Origin of the sequence: Streptomyces paradoxus, assembly GCF_014202475.1 — a bacterium.
Lineage (GTDB): Bacteria > Actinomycetota > Actinomycetes > Streptomycetales > Streptomycetaceae > Streptomyces > Streptomyces paradoxus.
In genome coordinates, this window is record NZ_JACHGV010000006.1 from 97159 (window position 1) to 112164 (window position 15006).

12 protein-coding genes are annotated in these 15006 nt (G+C 71.5%); all 12 read right to left on the minus strand.

Features of this window, described 5'->3' with window-relative positions; translation table 11 throughout:
* Positions 1-62 precede the first annotated feature (62 nt).
* Positions 63-2216 carry a primosomal protein N' gene (locus tag HNR57_RS20780; protein ID WP_184561544.1) on the minus strand — a complete coding sequence of 718 codons (2154 nt, stop codon included), beginning with the start codon at positions 2214-2216 and terminating at the stop codon, positions 63-65.
* A gap of 120 nt (positions 2217-2336) precedes the next feature.
* Positions 2337-3545, minus strand: a complete 1209-nt coding sequence (gene metK / locus HNR57_RS20785; protein WP_184561546.1) for a methionine adenosyltransferase — start codon at positions 3543-3545, stop codon at positions 2337-2339.
* Positions 3546-3782: 237 nt separating this feature from the next.
* On the minus strand, positions 3783-4985 hold the full coding sequence (gene coaBC / locus HNR57_RS20790) for a bifunctional phosphopantothenoylcysteine decarboxylase/phosphopantothenate--cysteine ligase CoaBC (RefSeq protein WP_184561547.1): 1203 nt from the start codon (positions 4983-4985) through the stop codon (positions 3783-3785).
* Positions 4986-5099: 114 nt separating this feature from the next.
* Entirely contained in the window at positions 5100-5372 is a 273-nt protein-coding gene (rpoZ, locus tag HNR57_RS20795) for a DNA-directed RNA polymerase subunit omega (RefSeq protein ID WP_003988945.1), read from the minus strand.
* 68 nt (positions 5373-5440) lie between these two features.
* Positions 5441-6034 carry a guanylate kinase gene (gene gmk / locus HNR57_RS20800; protein WP_184561549.1) on the minus strand — a complete coding sequence of 198 codons (594 nt, stop codon included), beginning with the start codon at positions 6032-6034 and terminating at the stop codon, positions 5441-5443.
* A 58-nt stretch (positions 6035-6092) separates the two neighbouring features.
* Positions 6093-6416: an integration host factor gene (locus tag HNR57_RS20805; RefSeq protein WP_003977346.1), complete on the minus strand. Its 324-nt coding sequence runs from the start codon at positions 6414-6416 to the stop codon at positions 6093-6095.
* 277 nt (positions 6417-6693) lie between these two features.
* The gene (gene pyrF, locus HNR57_RS20810) at positions 6694-7539 is read right to left on the minus strand and encodes an orotidine-5'-phosphate decarboxylase (protein ID WP_184561551.1); all 846 of its coding nucleotides are present in this window, start codon (positions 7537-7539) and stop codon (positions 6694-6696) included.
* Positions 7536-8642, minus strand: a complete 1107-nt coding sequence (locus HNR57_RS20815; RefSeq protein ID WP_184561553.1) for a quinone-dependent dihydroorotate dehydrogenase — start codon at positions 8640-8642, stop codon at positions 7536-7538. Before HNR57_RS20815 ends, pyrF begins: the two co-directional genes overlap by 4 nt.
* 70 nt (positions 8643-8712) lie before the next feature.
* Complete coding sequence (gene carB, locus HNR57_RS20820; protein ID WP_184561562.1) at positions 8713-12021, minus strand: carbamoyl-phosphate synthase large subunit; 3309 nt, start codon at positions 12019-12021, stop codon at positions 8713-8715.
* A complete protein-coding gene (gene carA / locus HNR57_RS20825) occupies positions 12014-13156 on the minus strand; it encodes a glutamine-hydrolyzing carbamoyl-phosphate synthase small subunit (RefSeq protein ID WP_184561571.1) in 1143 nt (380 codons plus the stop codon). Before carA ends, carB begins: the two co-directional genes overlap by 8 nt.
* Positions 13153-13722 (minus strand): PH-like domain-containing protein, encoded by a 570-nt coding sequence (locus HNR57_RS20830; protein ID WP_184561573.1) that lies wholly within the window; start codon positions 13720-13722, stop codon positions 13153-13155. Before HNR57_RS20830 ends, carA begins: the two co-directional genes overlap by 4 nt.
* Positions 13719-15005, minus strand: coding sequence for a dihydroorotase (locus tag HNR57_RS20835; protein WP_184561575.1), 1287 nt, complete (start codon positions 15003-15005; stop codon positions 13719-13721). Before HNR57_RS20835 ends, HNR57_RS20830 begins: the two co-directional genes overlap by 4 nt.
* Between the last annotated feature and the right edge of the window lies 1 nt (position 15006).

Below are 15006 nucleotides of genomic sequence, written 5' to 3' on the forward strand. Positions count from 1 at the left end.
GCATACCCGGCCGATGGCCGGATGCCCGGCCCCGGCGGGCTCCCGCCACCGCGGGCCACGCATCACCCGATGTCGGCAGGATCGACCCGCACCCACACTCCGGGCCCGCTTCCGCTCCCCCGGGCCATTCGCGCGGCCTGCGCGGTCTTGAGCGCGGTGGCCAGCGCGGCCCCCCGCCCCGGCGGCACCCGCAGCAACGCCCGCTCCCACTGCTCCCCCGGCGGCGGCGCCCCCGCCCGCCGCGGCCGCCCGGCGGCGGGGACGGGCAGCGGCACCGGCCCCAGCACCTCGGCCTCGGGCGGCAGTTCGGCCGTACGGAGAAAGTCGGCCACCGCCTCCGGCGGGCCCGACACGGCCGCCATCCGCGACACCGGCGGAAATCCCAGCTCGGCCCGCTCGGCGAGCTCCCGCACCGCATGGCCGACGGGATCCCACCGCACGAGCGCCTGTACGGGCCGCAGCGTCGGCTCGGCCACGACCACCACCGTGCCGCCGTCCGACTGCGGCCGGACGAGGGCCGCGGCCGCGATCCACCGCCGCAACGCGTCCTCCCCGGCCCGCAGATCGGGCCGCCCGAGCATGGCCCAGCCGTCCAGCAGCAGCGCCGCCGCATACCCGCCCTCGGCGACGGGCTCGGCCCCCGGCGTGCTCACCACCAGCGCGGGCGCCCCCGGCACCGTGTCGAGCACATGCTCCCGCCCCGAGGTTCGCACCGGTACGGCGGGGAAGGCCCGGCCCAGCTCCTCGGCGGTCCGCCGCGCCCCGACGACCGAGGCGCGCAGGCGGAAGGAACCGCAGTCCGGGCAGTGCCAGCCGCTCTCCTCGCGTCCGCACCACCCGCAGTTCAGCGCACCGCCGTCCGGCGCCTCCAGCGGCCCGGAGCAGTGCCGGCACCGCGCGGGCGCCCGGCAGTCGGCACACGCCATGCGCGGCACGTACCCCCTGCGGGGCACCTGCACCAGCACCGGGCCGTGCCGCAGGCCCTCCCTGACGGCCTGCCAGGCGAGGGTCGGCAGCCGGGCGGCCCGGGCGGCCTCGTCGCGGGCGAGATCCTGGTCCCCGACGGTCCGGACGAGCGGAGCGGCTGCCCGGACCTGGTCCCGGCCGGCGACGAGCGGCCGCGCCCAGCCGCTCTCGACGAGCTGCGCGGCCTCCACCGTGCAGCCCCAGCTCCCCAGCAGGAAACCGCACTTGTCCTGCGCGGCCCGCAGCAGGAGCACCTCGCGGGCGTGGGGCTGCGGGGCGTGCTGCTCGCTGTGGCTGTCGTCGCCGTCGTCCCAGAGGGCGACCAGCCCGAGGTCCTGGACCGGCGCGAACATCGCGGCCCGGGTTCCGATCACGGCCCGCACGGAACCGCGCCGCACCGCGAGCCACTGCGCGTACCGCTTCTCGGGGCCGGCGTCGGCGGTGAGCACCGCGTGCCGCCCCTGCCCCAGCAGGGAGGTCAGAGCGGCGTCGACCCGCGCGACCGCGCGACCGTCGGGCAGGACGGCGAGCGCCCCGCGCCCGGAGGCCAGCGTCGCGGCGATCGCCCGGGCCAGCTCGTCGCTCCACTGCGGCCCGGGCAGCGCGTTCCACACGGCCCGGGGCGCTCCGCCGGAGGCCAGCGACCCCAGGAAGGCCGGTCCGCGATCGTACCGCTGCCAGGACTGCGCGTCGGGCGCCGGGGGCGGGGGCAGCGGGTCGGGTGAGGGGCGCTGCTCGGCCCGGGCGTTGCGCGGCGGTACGGCGAGTTGCAGGACGTCGGCGAGGCTGCCCGCGTACCGGTCGGCGACCGCCCGGGCCAGCCCCAGCAGTTCCCCGCTCAGCACCTGCTCGGGTGACACGACCTGGGCGAGGGCTGCCAGCGGCCCGGCGTAGTCGGACTCGGCCAGCCGCTCGACGAGGAACCCGTCGATCAGTCCGCCGCCCTCGCGCCGCCCGTCCCGCACGCGATGCCGTCCGGCCCCGAAACGCACCCGCACCCGCACGCCCGGCCGGGCGTCCGCGTCCAGCTCCTCGGGCACGGCGTAGTCGAAGTACCGGTCGAGATGCAGGACGCCCTTGTCGACGAGGACGCGTGCGACGGGGAGCTCCTTGGCGAGCGCGGCCCCCCGCCAGGTCCGCGGTTTGGCCCGGGGGACCTTGGCCTTGCGCACACTGTCCCGGATGAGCGCGAGCTGCTCGGGCGGCGCCCCTTCGGCCCCGCCGCCCGCCTCTTCGTTCTCGCTGCTCACGCTTGCATTCTTACCAAACGCCACTGACAAGCGGCGCCCCCGCGGCAGGCCCCGGGGACACGGCAAGGCCCGGCTCCCCGAGGGGAGCCGGGCCTCACGCCATGCCCTGGAGGGCGGGACCTACATCCCCGCGGCCTTGCGCAGCGCGTCCACGCGGTCCGTCCGCTCCCAGGTGAAGTCGGGCAGCTCGCGGCCGAAGTGGCCGTACGCCGCGGTCTGGGAGTAGATCGGGCGGAGCAGGTCGAGGTCGCGGATGATGGCGGCCGGGCGGAGGTCGAAGACCTCGTCGATCGCCTTCTCGATCCTCTCCGTGTCGATCTTGGCGGTGCCGAAGGTCTCGACGAACAGACCGACCGGCTCGGCCTTGCCGATCGCGTACGCGACCTGGACCTCGCAGCGGGTGGCGAGGCCCGCGGCCACCACGTTCTTCGCGACCCAGCGCATCGCGTACGCCGCGGAACGGTCGACCTTGGACGGGTCCTTGCCGGAGAAGGCGCCACCGCCGTGCCGGGCCATGCCGCCGTAGGTGTCGATGATGATCTTGCGGCCGGTCAGGCCGGCGTCACCCATCGGGCCGCCGATCTCGAAACGGCCGGTCGGGTTGACCAGGAGACGGTAGTTCTCCGTGTCGAGCTTGATGCCGTCGTCCAGCAGCGCCTTGAGCTCCGGCTCGACGACGAACTCCTTGATGTCCGGAGCCAGCAGCGAGTCCAGGTCGATGTCGGAGGCGTGCTGGGAGGAGACGACGACGGTGTCCAGGCGGACCGCCTTGTCACCGTCGTACTCGATGGTGACCTGCGTCTTGCCGTCCGGGCGCAGGTAGGGGATCGTGCCGTTCTTGCGCACGTCGGACAGGCGCTTCGACAGGCGGTGCGCCAGGAAGATCGGCAGCGGCATCAGCGTCGGCGTCTCGTCCGTCGCGTAGCCGAACATCAGGCCCTGGTCGCCCGCGCCCTGCTTGTCGAGCTCGTCCTCGTCGCCCTCGACACGGTTCTCGTACGCCGTGTCCACACCCTGGGCGATGTCCGGGGACTGCGCGCCGATCGACACCGACACGCCGCAGGAGGCGCCGTCGAAGCCCTTCTTGGAGGAGTCGTAGCCGATTTCGAGGATCTTGTTCCGGACCAGCGTCGCGATGTCCGCGTACGTCTTGGTCGTGACCTCGCCGGCCACGTGCACCAGGCCGGTCGTGATCAGGGTCTCGACGGCGACCCGGGAAGTCGGGTCCTCGCGCAGAAGCGCGTCGAGAATGGTGTCGCTGATCTGGTCAGCGATCTTGTCGGGGTGACCCTCGGTCACGGACTCCGAGGTGAACAGACGACGGGACACAACGCTCCCTGAGGTTGCAGCGGCTGCTGGCTGATCATTGGCGGACGGCGGGGGCTGCACCCGGCGCCGTCCGTGGAACAGTTTACGGGTCACGCTTCGGCCACGGTCCCCCCGTCTCGCCACTCGGGAGTGCTGTGACCTGCGGCACAGGCATTCTGCCCAATGTCGAGCGACGTTGGCCAGAGGCGCCACGCCCCAATCCACCCGCATTCGAGGGGGTACGCGACGCCCGGGCCGTCAGCTCAGGCGCTCGGCCACCAGGTCCCACACGGTCTCGGCCAGGGCCTCCTTGGGCCCGTGCGCCACCGCGGTCTCGCTGCCGTCGGTGCCGAGGACGACCGCCTCGTTCTCCTCGGAACCGAAGGTCTTGAGCTCCCCCACCTCGTTCACGACCAGGAGATCGCAGCCCTTGCGCTTGAGCTTGGCGCGGCCGTTGGCCAGGACGTCGTCCGTCTCCGCGGCGAAGCCGACGATCACCTGCCCGGGGCGGGCCCGGTCGGCCGAGATCTCCGCGAGGATGTCCGGATTCCGCACCAGGGTGATCGGCTCCGGCTCCTGGCCGTCCTTCTTCTTGATCTTCCCGGCCGCGTACGCCGCCGGGCGGAAGTCCGCCACCGCGGCCGCCATCACCACGGCATCGGCCTCCGGCGCGGCCCGCAACACCGCCTCGCGCAGTTGCACGGCGGTACCGACCGGGACGACGTCCACGCCCGCCGGTGCCGGCAGGGTGCTGTTGGCCGCGATCAGCGTGACACGGGCGCCGCGGGCGGCGGCGGTGCGGGCGAGGGCGTAGCCCTGCTTGCCGGAGGAGCGGTTGCCGAGGAAACGGACGGGGTCCAGGGGCTCGCGGGTGCCGCCGGCGCTGACGACGACGTGCCGGCCCCTGAGGTCGGGCTCGGTGACGCCCCGGGCCAGCACACGGCGGCAGACCTCGAAGATCTCACCCGGGTCGGGCAGCCGGCCCTTGCCGGTGTCGACGCCGGTGAGACGGCCCACGGCCGGCTCGATGACGAGGGCGCCGCGGCGGCGGAGCGTCGCCACATTCTCCTGGGTGGCCGGGTGCTCCCACATCTCCGTGTGCATGGCGGGGGCGAAGACCACCGGGCAGCGGGCGGTGAGCAGCGTGTTGGTGAGGAGGTCGTCGGCGAGGCCGTGGGCCGCCTTGGCGAGCGTGTCGGCGGTGGCGGGGGCCACGACGACCAGGTCGGCGTGCTGCCCGATGCGGACGTGCGGGACCTCGTGCACGTCGTCCCACACCTCGGTGGAGACGGGGTTGCCGGAGAGCGCGGACCAGGTGGCGGCGCCGACGAAGTGCAGCGCGGAGGCCGTGGGCACCACGCGCACCTCGTGGCCCGACTCCGTCAGCCGCCGCAGCAGCTCACAGGCCTTGTACGCGGCGATGCCCCCGCTGACCCCCAGAACGACCTTCGGCTTGTCCACGTCTCTCCCCGGACCTCGGCAATCGGCACACCGTACGACTCCATGACACACCACAGGCCCGGCAGTCGGCCTGCCGGGCCTGTGGACAAGTCAGCGCAAAGCTGTCAATCCTGCTTACTGCGCCGGGCCCTCGACGGCCTCGGACGTCAGGAGCCCCGCGTTGATCTCGCGGAGGGCGATCGAGAGCGGCTTCTCGTGGACGTGGGTGTCGACGAGGGGACCGACGTACTCGAGGAGACCCTCGCCGAGCTGCGAGTAGTACGCGTTGATCTGGCGGGCACGCTTGGCCGCGTAGATCACGAGGCTGTACTTCGAGTCGGTGGCCTCGAGGAGCTCGTCGATCGGCGGGTTGATGATGCCCTCGGGCGCGGAGATGGAAGAGGACACGCTCTACCTTCCGATGGATGGGAAAGAATCTGTCGGGGTGATCAGCCGATCGGAACGATCAGCGATGGTCACACGACGTCCATCAAGGCTAGCAGCTCGCGTGCCACGTCCTCGACGGAGGTGTTGACCAGGGTGGTGTCGAACTCCGGCTCGGCCGCGAGTTCGATCTTCGCCGCGTCGAGCCGGCGCTCGATCACCTCGGGCGGTTCGGTACCCCGCCCGGTGAGTCTGCGCACCAGCTCCTCCCAGGAGGGAGGGGCCAGGAACACCAGCTGGGCCTCGGGCATCGACTCGCGGACCAGGCGGGCGCCCTGCAGGTCGATCTCGAGGAGGACGGGGTCGCCGTTCTCCAGGCGCTCCTGCACGGCCGCACGCGGCGTGCCGTAGCGGTTGCCGGCGAACTCGGCCCACTCCAGCAGTTCCCCGTTGGCGATCAGCTTGTCCATCTCGTCGTCGGAGACGAAGAAGTAGTGGACTCCGTGCTGCTCGCCGGGGCGGGGCTTGCGGGTCGTCGCCGACACCGAGAGCCAGACCTCGGGATGTTCCTTGCGCATATGAGCGACGACCGTGCTCTTGCCGACCCCGGAGGGGCCGGAGAGCACGGTCAGCCGCGGACGTACGTCCGGGGGTACGGGGGACGTCCCCCGGGGTGTTGCAGCCATGCAGCGATTATCCAGCAATCGCGGAGTGCCCGGGACTCGCTTCCCCGGAGCGCCCGGTTCAGGAACCGGTGCTGCCGAACTCGCGCTCCAGGGAGGCGATCTGGTTGGAACCGAGACCCCGCACGCGGCGGCTCTCGGAGATGCCGAGTCGCTCCATGATCTGCTTGGCGCGGACCTTGCCCACGCCCGGCAGCGACTCGAGGAGGGCGGAGACCTTCATCTTGCCGATGACGTCGTTCTCCTGGCCCTGCTTGATGACCTCGTGAAGGGAGGCGCCGGAGTGCTTGAGTCGATTCTTGACCTCGGCCCGCTCCCGGCGAGCCGCGGCGGCCTTTTCGAGCGCGGCTGCGCGCTGTTCAGGGGTAAGGGGCGGAAGAGCCACGCCTACGTCACCTCGGATGTCGAACTGTCGGATACGGACCGGTGAGGAACCTAGTCGCCCCACACCTGGGGAGCCACGAGCAACACACGCTTGCCCGTTCTCTCGTCGGAGACTAGCGGGCAAGTCCGCCAGAGTCAGCGAGAACAGCGGAAAAGTCCTGGTCAGCCTTCATCTGAACGGACATTTAGGACATACTGCCCCGGATTTGAGGATGTATTCAGACTCAAGCGGGCCCCTGACCACTCATCGGAGGTCTCGCGGTAAGGTCTGGACCGCCTCACGAGCCCGTCACGGCGTGCCGGATCTCCTCCGCGAAGCGCTCTGCGGCGTCACGCAGAGCGACCGCGTCGGGACCGTGGCGTAGCACTCCCCGGCTGACGTTCGGCACGACGTTGCGCACCGCGGCGCCGAAGACCCCGGGAAGATCGGCCGGCGTGGCGCCCTGGGCGCCGATCCCGGGTGCGAGGAGCGGGCCGTTGATGTCCAGCTCGTACGTCGACAGATCACCGAGGGTGGCGCCGACGACCGCGCCGAAGGACCCCAGGGGCTCCTCCCCCGTGTTCTCGGCGGCCAGGTGCGCCAGCATCGTCGCTCCGACGTTCCGGCCGCCGGAGCGCACGGCGTGCTGGACCTCGCCGCCCTCCGGATTGGACGTCAGGGCCAGCACGAACAGTCCCGCGCCGTTCTCCCGGGCCATCGCGACGGCCGGGCTGAGCGATCCGTAGCCGAGGTACGGCGAGACCGTCAGGGCGTCGGAGAACAGCGGCGCGTCCTTGTGCAGGAAGGACTCGGCGTAGGCGGCCATGGTCGAGCCGATGTCGCCGCGCTTGGCGTCCATGACGACCAGCGCGCCCGCCGCCCGCGCCTCGGCGACCGACTTCTCCAGGACGGCGACGCCGCGCGAGCCGAAGCGCTCGAAGAACGCGCTCTGCGGCTTGAGCACGGCGACCCGGTCGGCCACCGCCTCGACGACCGTGCGGCTGAACCGCTCCAGGCCCGCCACGTCGTCGTTCAGGCCCCACTCGGCGAGCAGGGAGGCGTGCGGGTCGATGCCCACGCACAGCGGGCCGCGCTCGTCCATGGCCCGGCGCAGGCGCGCGCCGAAGGGTTCCAGGGCACTCATGCCGTCTTCCTCACGTCGGCGCCCACCGCGTCGGCGAGCGTGGCGTAGGGGCTCGTGGCCAGGCGAGCGGCGAGCCCCTTGTGGATCGCGCGGCCCCAGAAGGGCCCCTCATAGATGAAGGCGCTGTAGCCCTGGACCAGCGTGGCGCCCGCCAGGATGCGCTGCCAGGCGTCCTCGGCGTTCTCGATGCCGCCGACGCCCACCAGGGTGATCCGGTCGCCCACGCGCGCGTAGAGGCGGCGCAGGACCTCCAGGGAGCGTTCCTTCAGGGGCGCCCCGGACAGGCCGCCGGTCTCCTTGACCAGGGAGGGGTCGGACTTCAGGCCGAGGCCTTCGCGCGCGATGGTGGTGTTGGTGGCGATGATGCCGTCCAGGCCGAGTTCCACGGCGAGGTCGGCGACGGCGTCGACGTCCTCGTCGGCGAGGTCCGGCGCGATCTTGACGAGGAGCGGGACCCGGCGGGCGGACACCGTGCGGTCGGCGGCCTCGCGGACGGCGCTCAGCAGGGGGCGCAGCGCCTCGGTGGCCTGGAGGTTGCGCAGGCCGGGCGTGTTCGGCGAGGAGACGTTGACGACCAGGTAGTCGGCGTACGGCGCGAGCCGCTCGGCGGACTTCACGTAGTCCGCGACGGCCTCCTCCTCCGGTACGACCTTGGTCTTGCCGATGTTGACGCCGACGACCGGCTTGAAGACCGGCGTACGGGAGGCGAGGCGGGCGGCCACGCGGAGCGAGCCGTCGTTGTTGAAGCCCATGCGGTTGATCAGCGCGCGGTCCTTGACCAGGCGGAACAGCCGCTGCTTGGGGTTGCCGGGCTGGGGTTCGCCGGTCACCGTGCCGATCTCGACGTGGTCGAAGCCGAGCATGGCCATGCCGTCGATGCCGACGGCGTTCTTGTCGAAGCCCGCGGCGAGCCCGAAGGGGCCGTGCATGCGCAGGCCGAGCGCCTCGGTGCGCAGCTCCTTGTACCGGGGTGCGAGGGCGGCGGCGAGGAAGGTGCGCAGCACGGGAACGCGGGCGGCCAGGCGGATCCAGCGGAAGGCCAGGTGGTGGGCCTGCTCCGGGTCCAGCCGCTTGAAGACGAGACGGAAGAAGATCTTGTACATGGTGTCCTCACGAAGACATGGCGTCCTCACGAAGAGGGGGACACCGTTTCCGGTGTCCCCCTCGGGGCTGCTAGTCGCGGGCCGCGGTCAGGTGTTCCGCGTGTTCCTGGAGCGAGCGGACGCTCACATCGCCGCGGTTGAGGGCGTCGATGCCCTGGACCGCCGCCGCGAGCGCCTGGACCGTCGTCAGGCAGGGCACGGAGCGTGCCACGGCCGCCGTACGGATGTCGTAGCCGTCGAGGCGGCCGCCCGTGCCGTACGGGGTGTTGACGATGAGGTCGACCTCGCCGTCGTGGATGAGCTGGACGATGGTCTTCTCACCGTTCGGGCCGGTGCCCTCGGACTGCTTGCGCACGACCGTGGCGTTGATGCCGTTGCGCTTGAGGACCTCGGCCGTGCCGGACGTGGCCATCAGCTCGAAGCCGTGGGCGACGAGCTCGCGCGCCGGGAAGATCATCGAGCGCTTGTCGCGGTTGGCGACCGAGATGAAGGCGCGGCCCTTGGTGGGCAGCGGGCCGTAGGCGCCCGCCTGCGACTTGGCGTAGGCCGTGCCGAAGACGGAGTCGATGCCCATGACCTCACCCGTGGAGCGCATCTCCGGGCCGAGGACCGTGTCGACGCCGCGGCCGTGGATGTCGCGGAAGCGCGACCACGGCATGACGGCCTCCTTCACGGAGATCGGCGCGTCGAACGGCAGCTCGCCGCCGTCGCCGGTGGCCGGGAGCAGGCCCTCGGCGCGCAGCTCGGCGATCGTGGCGCCCAGGGAGATCCGGGCGGCGGCCTTGGCCAGCGGCACCGCCGTCGCCTTCGAGGTGAAGGGGACCGTCCGGGACGCGCGGGGGTTGGCCTCCAGGACGTAGAGGATGTCGCCCGCGAGCGCGAACTGGATGTTGATCAGGCCACGGACGCCGACGCCCTTGGCGATGCCCTCCGTGGAGGCGCGCAGGCGCTTGATGTCGAAGCCGCCGAGCGTGATCGGGGGCAGGGCGCACGCCGAGTCGCCGGAGTGGATGCCGGCCTCCTCGATGTGCTCCATGACGCCGCCGAGGTAGAGCTCCTCGCCGTCGTAGAGGGCGTCGACGTCGATCTCGATCGCGTCGTCGAGGAACCGGTCGACCAGGACCGGCCGGGACGGGCTGATCTCGGTCGACTCGGCGATGTACGCCTCCAGGCGGGTCTCGTCGTAGACGATCTCCATGCCGCGTCCGCCGAGGACGTACGAGGGGCGCACCAGGACCGGGTAGCCGATCTCGTCGGCGATGGCCTTGGCCTCGGCGAAGGTGGTGGCGGTGCCGTGCTTCGGGGCCGGGAGGCCGGCCTCCTTGAGGACCCGGCCGAAGGCGCCACGGTCCTCGGCGGCGTGGATGGCCTCCGGGGAGGTGCCGACGATCGGCACGCCGTTGTCCTTGAGCGCCTGCGACAGACCCAGCGGGGTCTGGCCGCCGAGCTGCACGACGACGCCCGCGACCGGTCCGGCCTGCTGCTCGGCGTGCACGATCTCCAGCACGTCCTCGAGCGTCAGCGGCTCGAAGTACAGGCGGTCGGAGGTGTCGTAGTCCGTGGAGACGGTCTCCGGGTTGCAGTTGACCATCACGGTCTCGTAGCCCGCCTCGCTCAGCGCGAAGGAGGCGTGGACGCAGGAGTAGTCGAACTCGATGCCCTGGCCGATGCGGTTCGGGCCGGAGCCCAGGATGATGACGGCCGGCTTCTCGCGGGAGGCGACCTCCGTCTCCTCGTCGTAGGAGGAGTAGAAGTACGGCGTCTTCGCGGCGAACTCGGCGGCGCAGGTGTCGACCGTCTTGTAGACGGGGCGGATGCCCAGCGCGTGCCGGACCTCGCGGACGACGTCCTCGCGCAGGCCGCGGATCTCGCCGATCTGCGAGTCGGAGAAGCCGTGCCGCTTGGCCTCGGCGAGCAGGTCGGCGGTCAGCTCGGGGGCCTGGGCCAGCTCGTCGGCGATCTCCTTGATCAGGAAGAGCTGGTCGACGAACCAGGGGTCGATCTTCGTGTAGTCGAAGATCTCCTCGGGCGTGGCGCCCGCGCGGATGGCCTGCATGACGGTGTTGATCCGGCCGTCGGTGGGACGGACCGACTCGCGCAGCAGCTCGTCCTTGTCGCCGGGCTCGCCGACGAAGGTGAACTGGCTGCCCTTCTTCTCCAGGGAGCGCAGGGCCTTCTGGAAGGCCTCGGTGAAGTTGCGGCCGATGGCCATGGCCTCGCCGACGGACTTCATGGTGGTGGTGAGGGTGGCGTCCGCGCTCGGGAACTTCTCGAAGGCGAAACGGGGGGCCTTCACGACCACGTAGTCGAGCGTCGGCTCGAAGGAGGCCGGGGTCTCCTGGGTGATGTCGTTCGGGATCTCGTCCAGCGTGTAGCCGACGGCGAGCTTGGCGGCGATCTTGGCGATCGGGAAGCCGGTCGCCTTGGAGGCCAGCGCCGAGGAACGCGACACACGCGGGTTCATCTCGATGACGATGACCCGGCCGTCCTCGGGGTTCACCGCGAACTGGATGTTGCAGCCGCCGGTGTCGACGCCGACCTCGCGGATGACGGCGATGCCGATGTCGCGCAGGGTCTGGTACTCGCGGTCGGTGAGCGTCATCGCGGGCGCGACCGTGATCGAGTCGCCGGTGTGCACGCCCATGGGGTCGAAGTTCTCGATGGAGCAGACGACCACGACGTTGTCGTGCTTGTCGCGCATCAGCTCCAGCTCGTACTCCTTCCAGCCGAGGATGGACTCCTCCAGGAGCACCTCGGTGGTCGGGGAGAGCGTGAGGCCCTGGCCGGCGATGCGGCGCAGCTCCTCCTCGTCGTGGGCGAAGCCGGAGCCGGCGCCGCCCATGGTGAAGGAGGGGCGCACGACGACCGGGTAGCCGCCCAGCGTCTCGACGCCCTGGAGCACGTCGTCCATGGAGTGGCAGATGACCGAGCGGGCGGACTCGCCGTGGCCGATCTTGCCGCGGACGGCCTCGACGACCTCCTTGAAGAGGTCGCGGTCCTCGCCCTTGTTGATGGCCTCGACATTGGCGCCGATCAGCTCGACGCCGTACTTGTCGAGCGTGCCGGCCTCGTGCAGGGAGATGGCGGTGTTCAGGGCCGTCTGGCCGCCCAGGGTGGGCAGCAGCGCGTCGGGGCGCTCCTTGGCGATGATCTTCTCGACGAACTCGGGGGTGATCGGCTCGACGTAAGTGGCGTCGGCGATCTCCGGGTCGGTCATGATCGTCGCCGGGTTGGAGTTCACCAGCACGACCCTGAGGCCCTCGGCCTTGAGGACGCGGCACGCCTGGGTGCCGGAGTAGTCGAACTCGGCGGCCTGGCCGATGACGATCGGGCCGGAGCCGATGACCAGGACGGACTGGATATCGGTGCGCTTAGGCACGCTGGCCCTCCATCAGGGATACGAAGCGGTCGAACAGGTAGGCGGCGTCGTGCGGGCCGGCTGCCGCTTCGGGGTGGTACTGGACGCTGAAGGCGGGGCGGTCGAGGAGCTGGAGCCCCTCCACCACGTTGTCGTTCAGGCAGACGTGCGACACCTCGGCGCGGCCGAACGGGGTCTCGGAGACCTGGTCGAGCGGGGCGTCGACGGCGAAGCCGTGGTTGTGCGCGGTGACCTCGACCTTGCCGGTCGTGCGGTCCTGCACCGGCTGGTTGATGCCGCGGTGGCCGTACTTCAGCTTGTAGGTGCCGAAGCCGAGCGCGCGGCCCAGGATCTGGTTGCCGAAGCAGATACCGAACAGCGGGGTGCCGCGCTCCAGGACACCCCGCATCACGGAGACGGGGTGGTCGGCGGTGGCCGGGTCGCCCGGGCCGTTGGAGAAGAACACGCCGTCCGGGTTCACCGCGTACACGTCCTCGACGGTGGCGGTCGCCGGGAGCACGTGCACCTCGATGCCGCGCTCGGCCATGCGGTGCGGGGTCATGCCCTTGATGCCGAGGTCGACGGCGGCGACGGTGAACTTCTTCTCGCCGATCGCCGGGACGACGTACGGCTCGGTGGTGGCGACCTCGGCGGAGAGGTCGGCGCCCTTCATCTGCGGGGCTTCCTGCACGCGGGCGAGGAGCGCGCTGTCGTCCTGGACGGCGTCGCCGCTGAAGATGCCGACGCGCATGGCGCCGCGCTCGCGCAGGTGGCGGGTGAGGGCGCGGGTGTCGATGCCGCTGATGCCGACGACGCCCTGGGCGTCCAGCTCCTCGTCCAGCGTGCGCCGGGAGCGCCAGCTGGACGGCACGCGCGCGGGGTCGCGCACGACGTAGCCGGAGACCCAGATCCTCTTGGACTCCATGTCCTCGTCGTTGACGCCCGTGTTGCCGACGTGCGGGGCGGTCATGACGACCACCTGACGGTGGTAGGAGGGGTCGGTGAGGGTCTCCTGGTAGCCGGTCATGCCGGTGGAGAACACCGCTTCGCCGAAGGTCTCCCCCACGGCCCCGTAGGCGCGGCCACGGAAGACCCGGCCGTCCTCCAGGACGAGTACGGCGGGAGTCTTGGCGGCTCCCCTGGTGGAGGTGGTCATCGTTCGGCGCCTTCCCTGGTGTTCGTTTCGATCATGGAGTTGATGGCTTCGACCCACGCGTTGTGCTCGGCCGCGTGGTCGGAGCGGAACCCGGAGTCGATCAGCCGGTCGCCGTGCTCCCAGGTGACGACGAGCAGGCCGCCCTCGGTGAGGACCTTGCCGGCGATGCCCTTGTCGAGCCGGGCCTCGCGCAGCTGTGCGGCCGGCACGAAGAAGTCGCTCGCCCCGGGCCGTACGACGTCGAGGCCGGCGTCCGTGAGGGTGAGCTCGGCCCGGCTGCGGGTGCCCAGGCCCCGGGCGACGATGCGGTCGAGCCACTGACCGGCGGTGGTGGAGCCGTGGTAGCGGCCGCTCAGGCTCAGCTTCTCGGGGCCCGGGTCGTCCGGGGCCGTCGGCAGCTCGGGCAGGTCGCCCTGGAGGGTGCCGCGCCACTTCCAGCCCTCGCGCATCAGCCAGTAGACGAGCGCGACGAACAGGGCGAGGCCGACGACCCAGCCGATGCGGGCGGCCCAGTCGGTCACTTGCGCCGATTCCTTCTCGGCGGCCAGCAGGAGTACAGGTGTCACGTGAGCTTCCCGTCGACGAGCGTGGCCTTGCCCCGCAGCCACGTGTGCGTCACACGGCCCGGCAGCTCACGCCCCTCGTAGGGGGTGTTGCGGCTGCGCGAGGCGAAGCCCGCGGGTTCCACAAGCCCACGGTATGCCGTGTCGACCAGGGTGAGGTTGGCGGGCTCACCTGCCGAGACGGGACGGCCGTGGCCCGTGGCCTGTCCGATCTGCGCGGGCTTGACGGACATCCGGTCGGCGACGCCGGCCCAGTCCAGCAGACCCGTGTCGACCATGGTCTCCTGCACCACCGACAGCGCGGTCTCCAGGCCGACCATGCCCATGGCGGCCGCGGCCCACTCGCAGTCCTTGTCCTCGTGCGGGTGCGGGGCGTGGTCGGTGGCGACGATGTCGATCGTGCCGTCGGCGAGCGCCTCGCGCAGGGCCATGACGTCGCGCTCGGTGCGCAACGGCGGGTTGACCTTGTAGACGGGGTTGTACGTGCGGACCAGCTCGTCCGTGAGGAGGAGGTGGTGCGGGGTGACCTCGGCGGTGACGGCGATGCCGCGGGACTTGGCCCAGCGGACGATCTCGACGGACCCGGCGGTCGACAGGTGGCAGATGTGGACGCGCGAGCCGACGTGGTCGGCGAGCAGGACATCCCGGGCGATGATCGATTCTTCGGCCACGGCGGGCCAGCCCCCGAGCCCCAGCTCCGCGGAGACGATCCCCTCGTTCATCTCGGCGCCCTCGGTCAGCCGCGGCTCCTGCGCGTGCTGGGCGACGACACCGCCGAAGGCCTTCACGTACTCCAGGGCGCGGCGCATGATCACGGCGTCGTGGACGCACTTGCCGTCGTCGGAGAAGACGGTGACGCCGGCGGCCGACTCGTGCATGGCACCCAGCTCGGCGAGCTTCTTGCCCTCCAGGCCGACGGTGACGGCGCCGATGGGCTGGACGTCGCAGTAGCCGTGCTCCTGGCCGAGCCGCCAGACCTGCTCGACGACACCGGCGGTGTCGGCGACCGGGAAGGTGTTGGCCATGGCGAACACGGTGGTGTAGCCGCCGGAGGCGGCGGCGCGTGTGCCGGTGAGGACCGTCTCGGAGTCCTCACGGCCGGGCTCGCGCAGGTGGGTGTGCAGGTCGACCAGGCCCGGCAGCAGCACCTTGCCGTCGGCCTCGACGACCTCGGCGCCCCCGGCGCTCAGACCGGCACCCACCGCGGCGATCGTCCCGCCGTCGATCAGCACGTCCTGCGGCTCGCCGCCGAGCACCTTCGCACCACGGATCAGGATCTTGCTCATC

Excerpts from the sequence above, each read along its gene's own strand:
- gmk (WP_184561549.1), bottom strand. The coding sequence starts at position 6,034 with ATGGCTGCAACACCCCGGGGGACGTCCCCCGTACCCCCGGACGTACGT.
- pyrF (WP_184561551.1), bottom strand. The coding sequence starts at position 7,539 with ATGAGTGCCCTGGAACCCTTCGGCGCGCGCCTGCGCCGGGCCATGGAC.
- HNR57_RS20815 (WP_184561553.1), bottom strand. The coding sequence starts at position 8,642 with ATGTACAAGATCTTCTTCCGTCTCGTCTTCAAGCGGCTGGACCCGGAG.
- carA (WP_184561571.1), bottom strand. The coding sequence starts at position 13,156 with ATGACCACCTCCACCAGGGGAGCCGCCAAGACTCCCGCCGTACTCGTC.
- HNR57_RS20835 (WP_184561575.1), bottom strand. The coding sequence starts at position 15,005 with ATGAGCAAGATCCTGATCCGTGGTGCGAAGGTGCTCGGCGGCGAGCCG.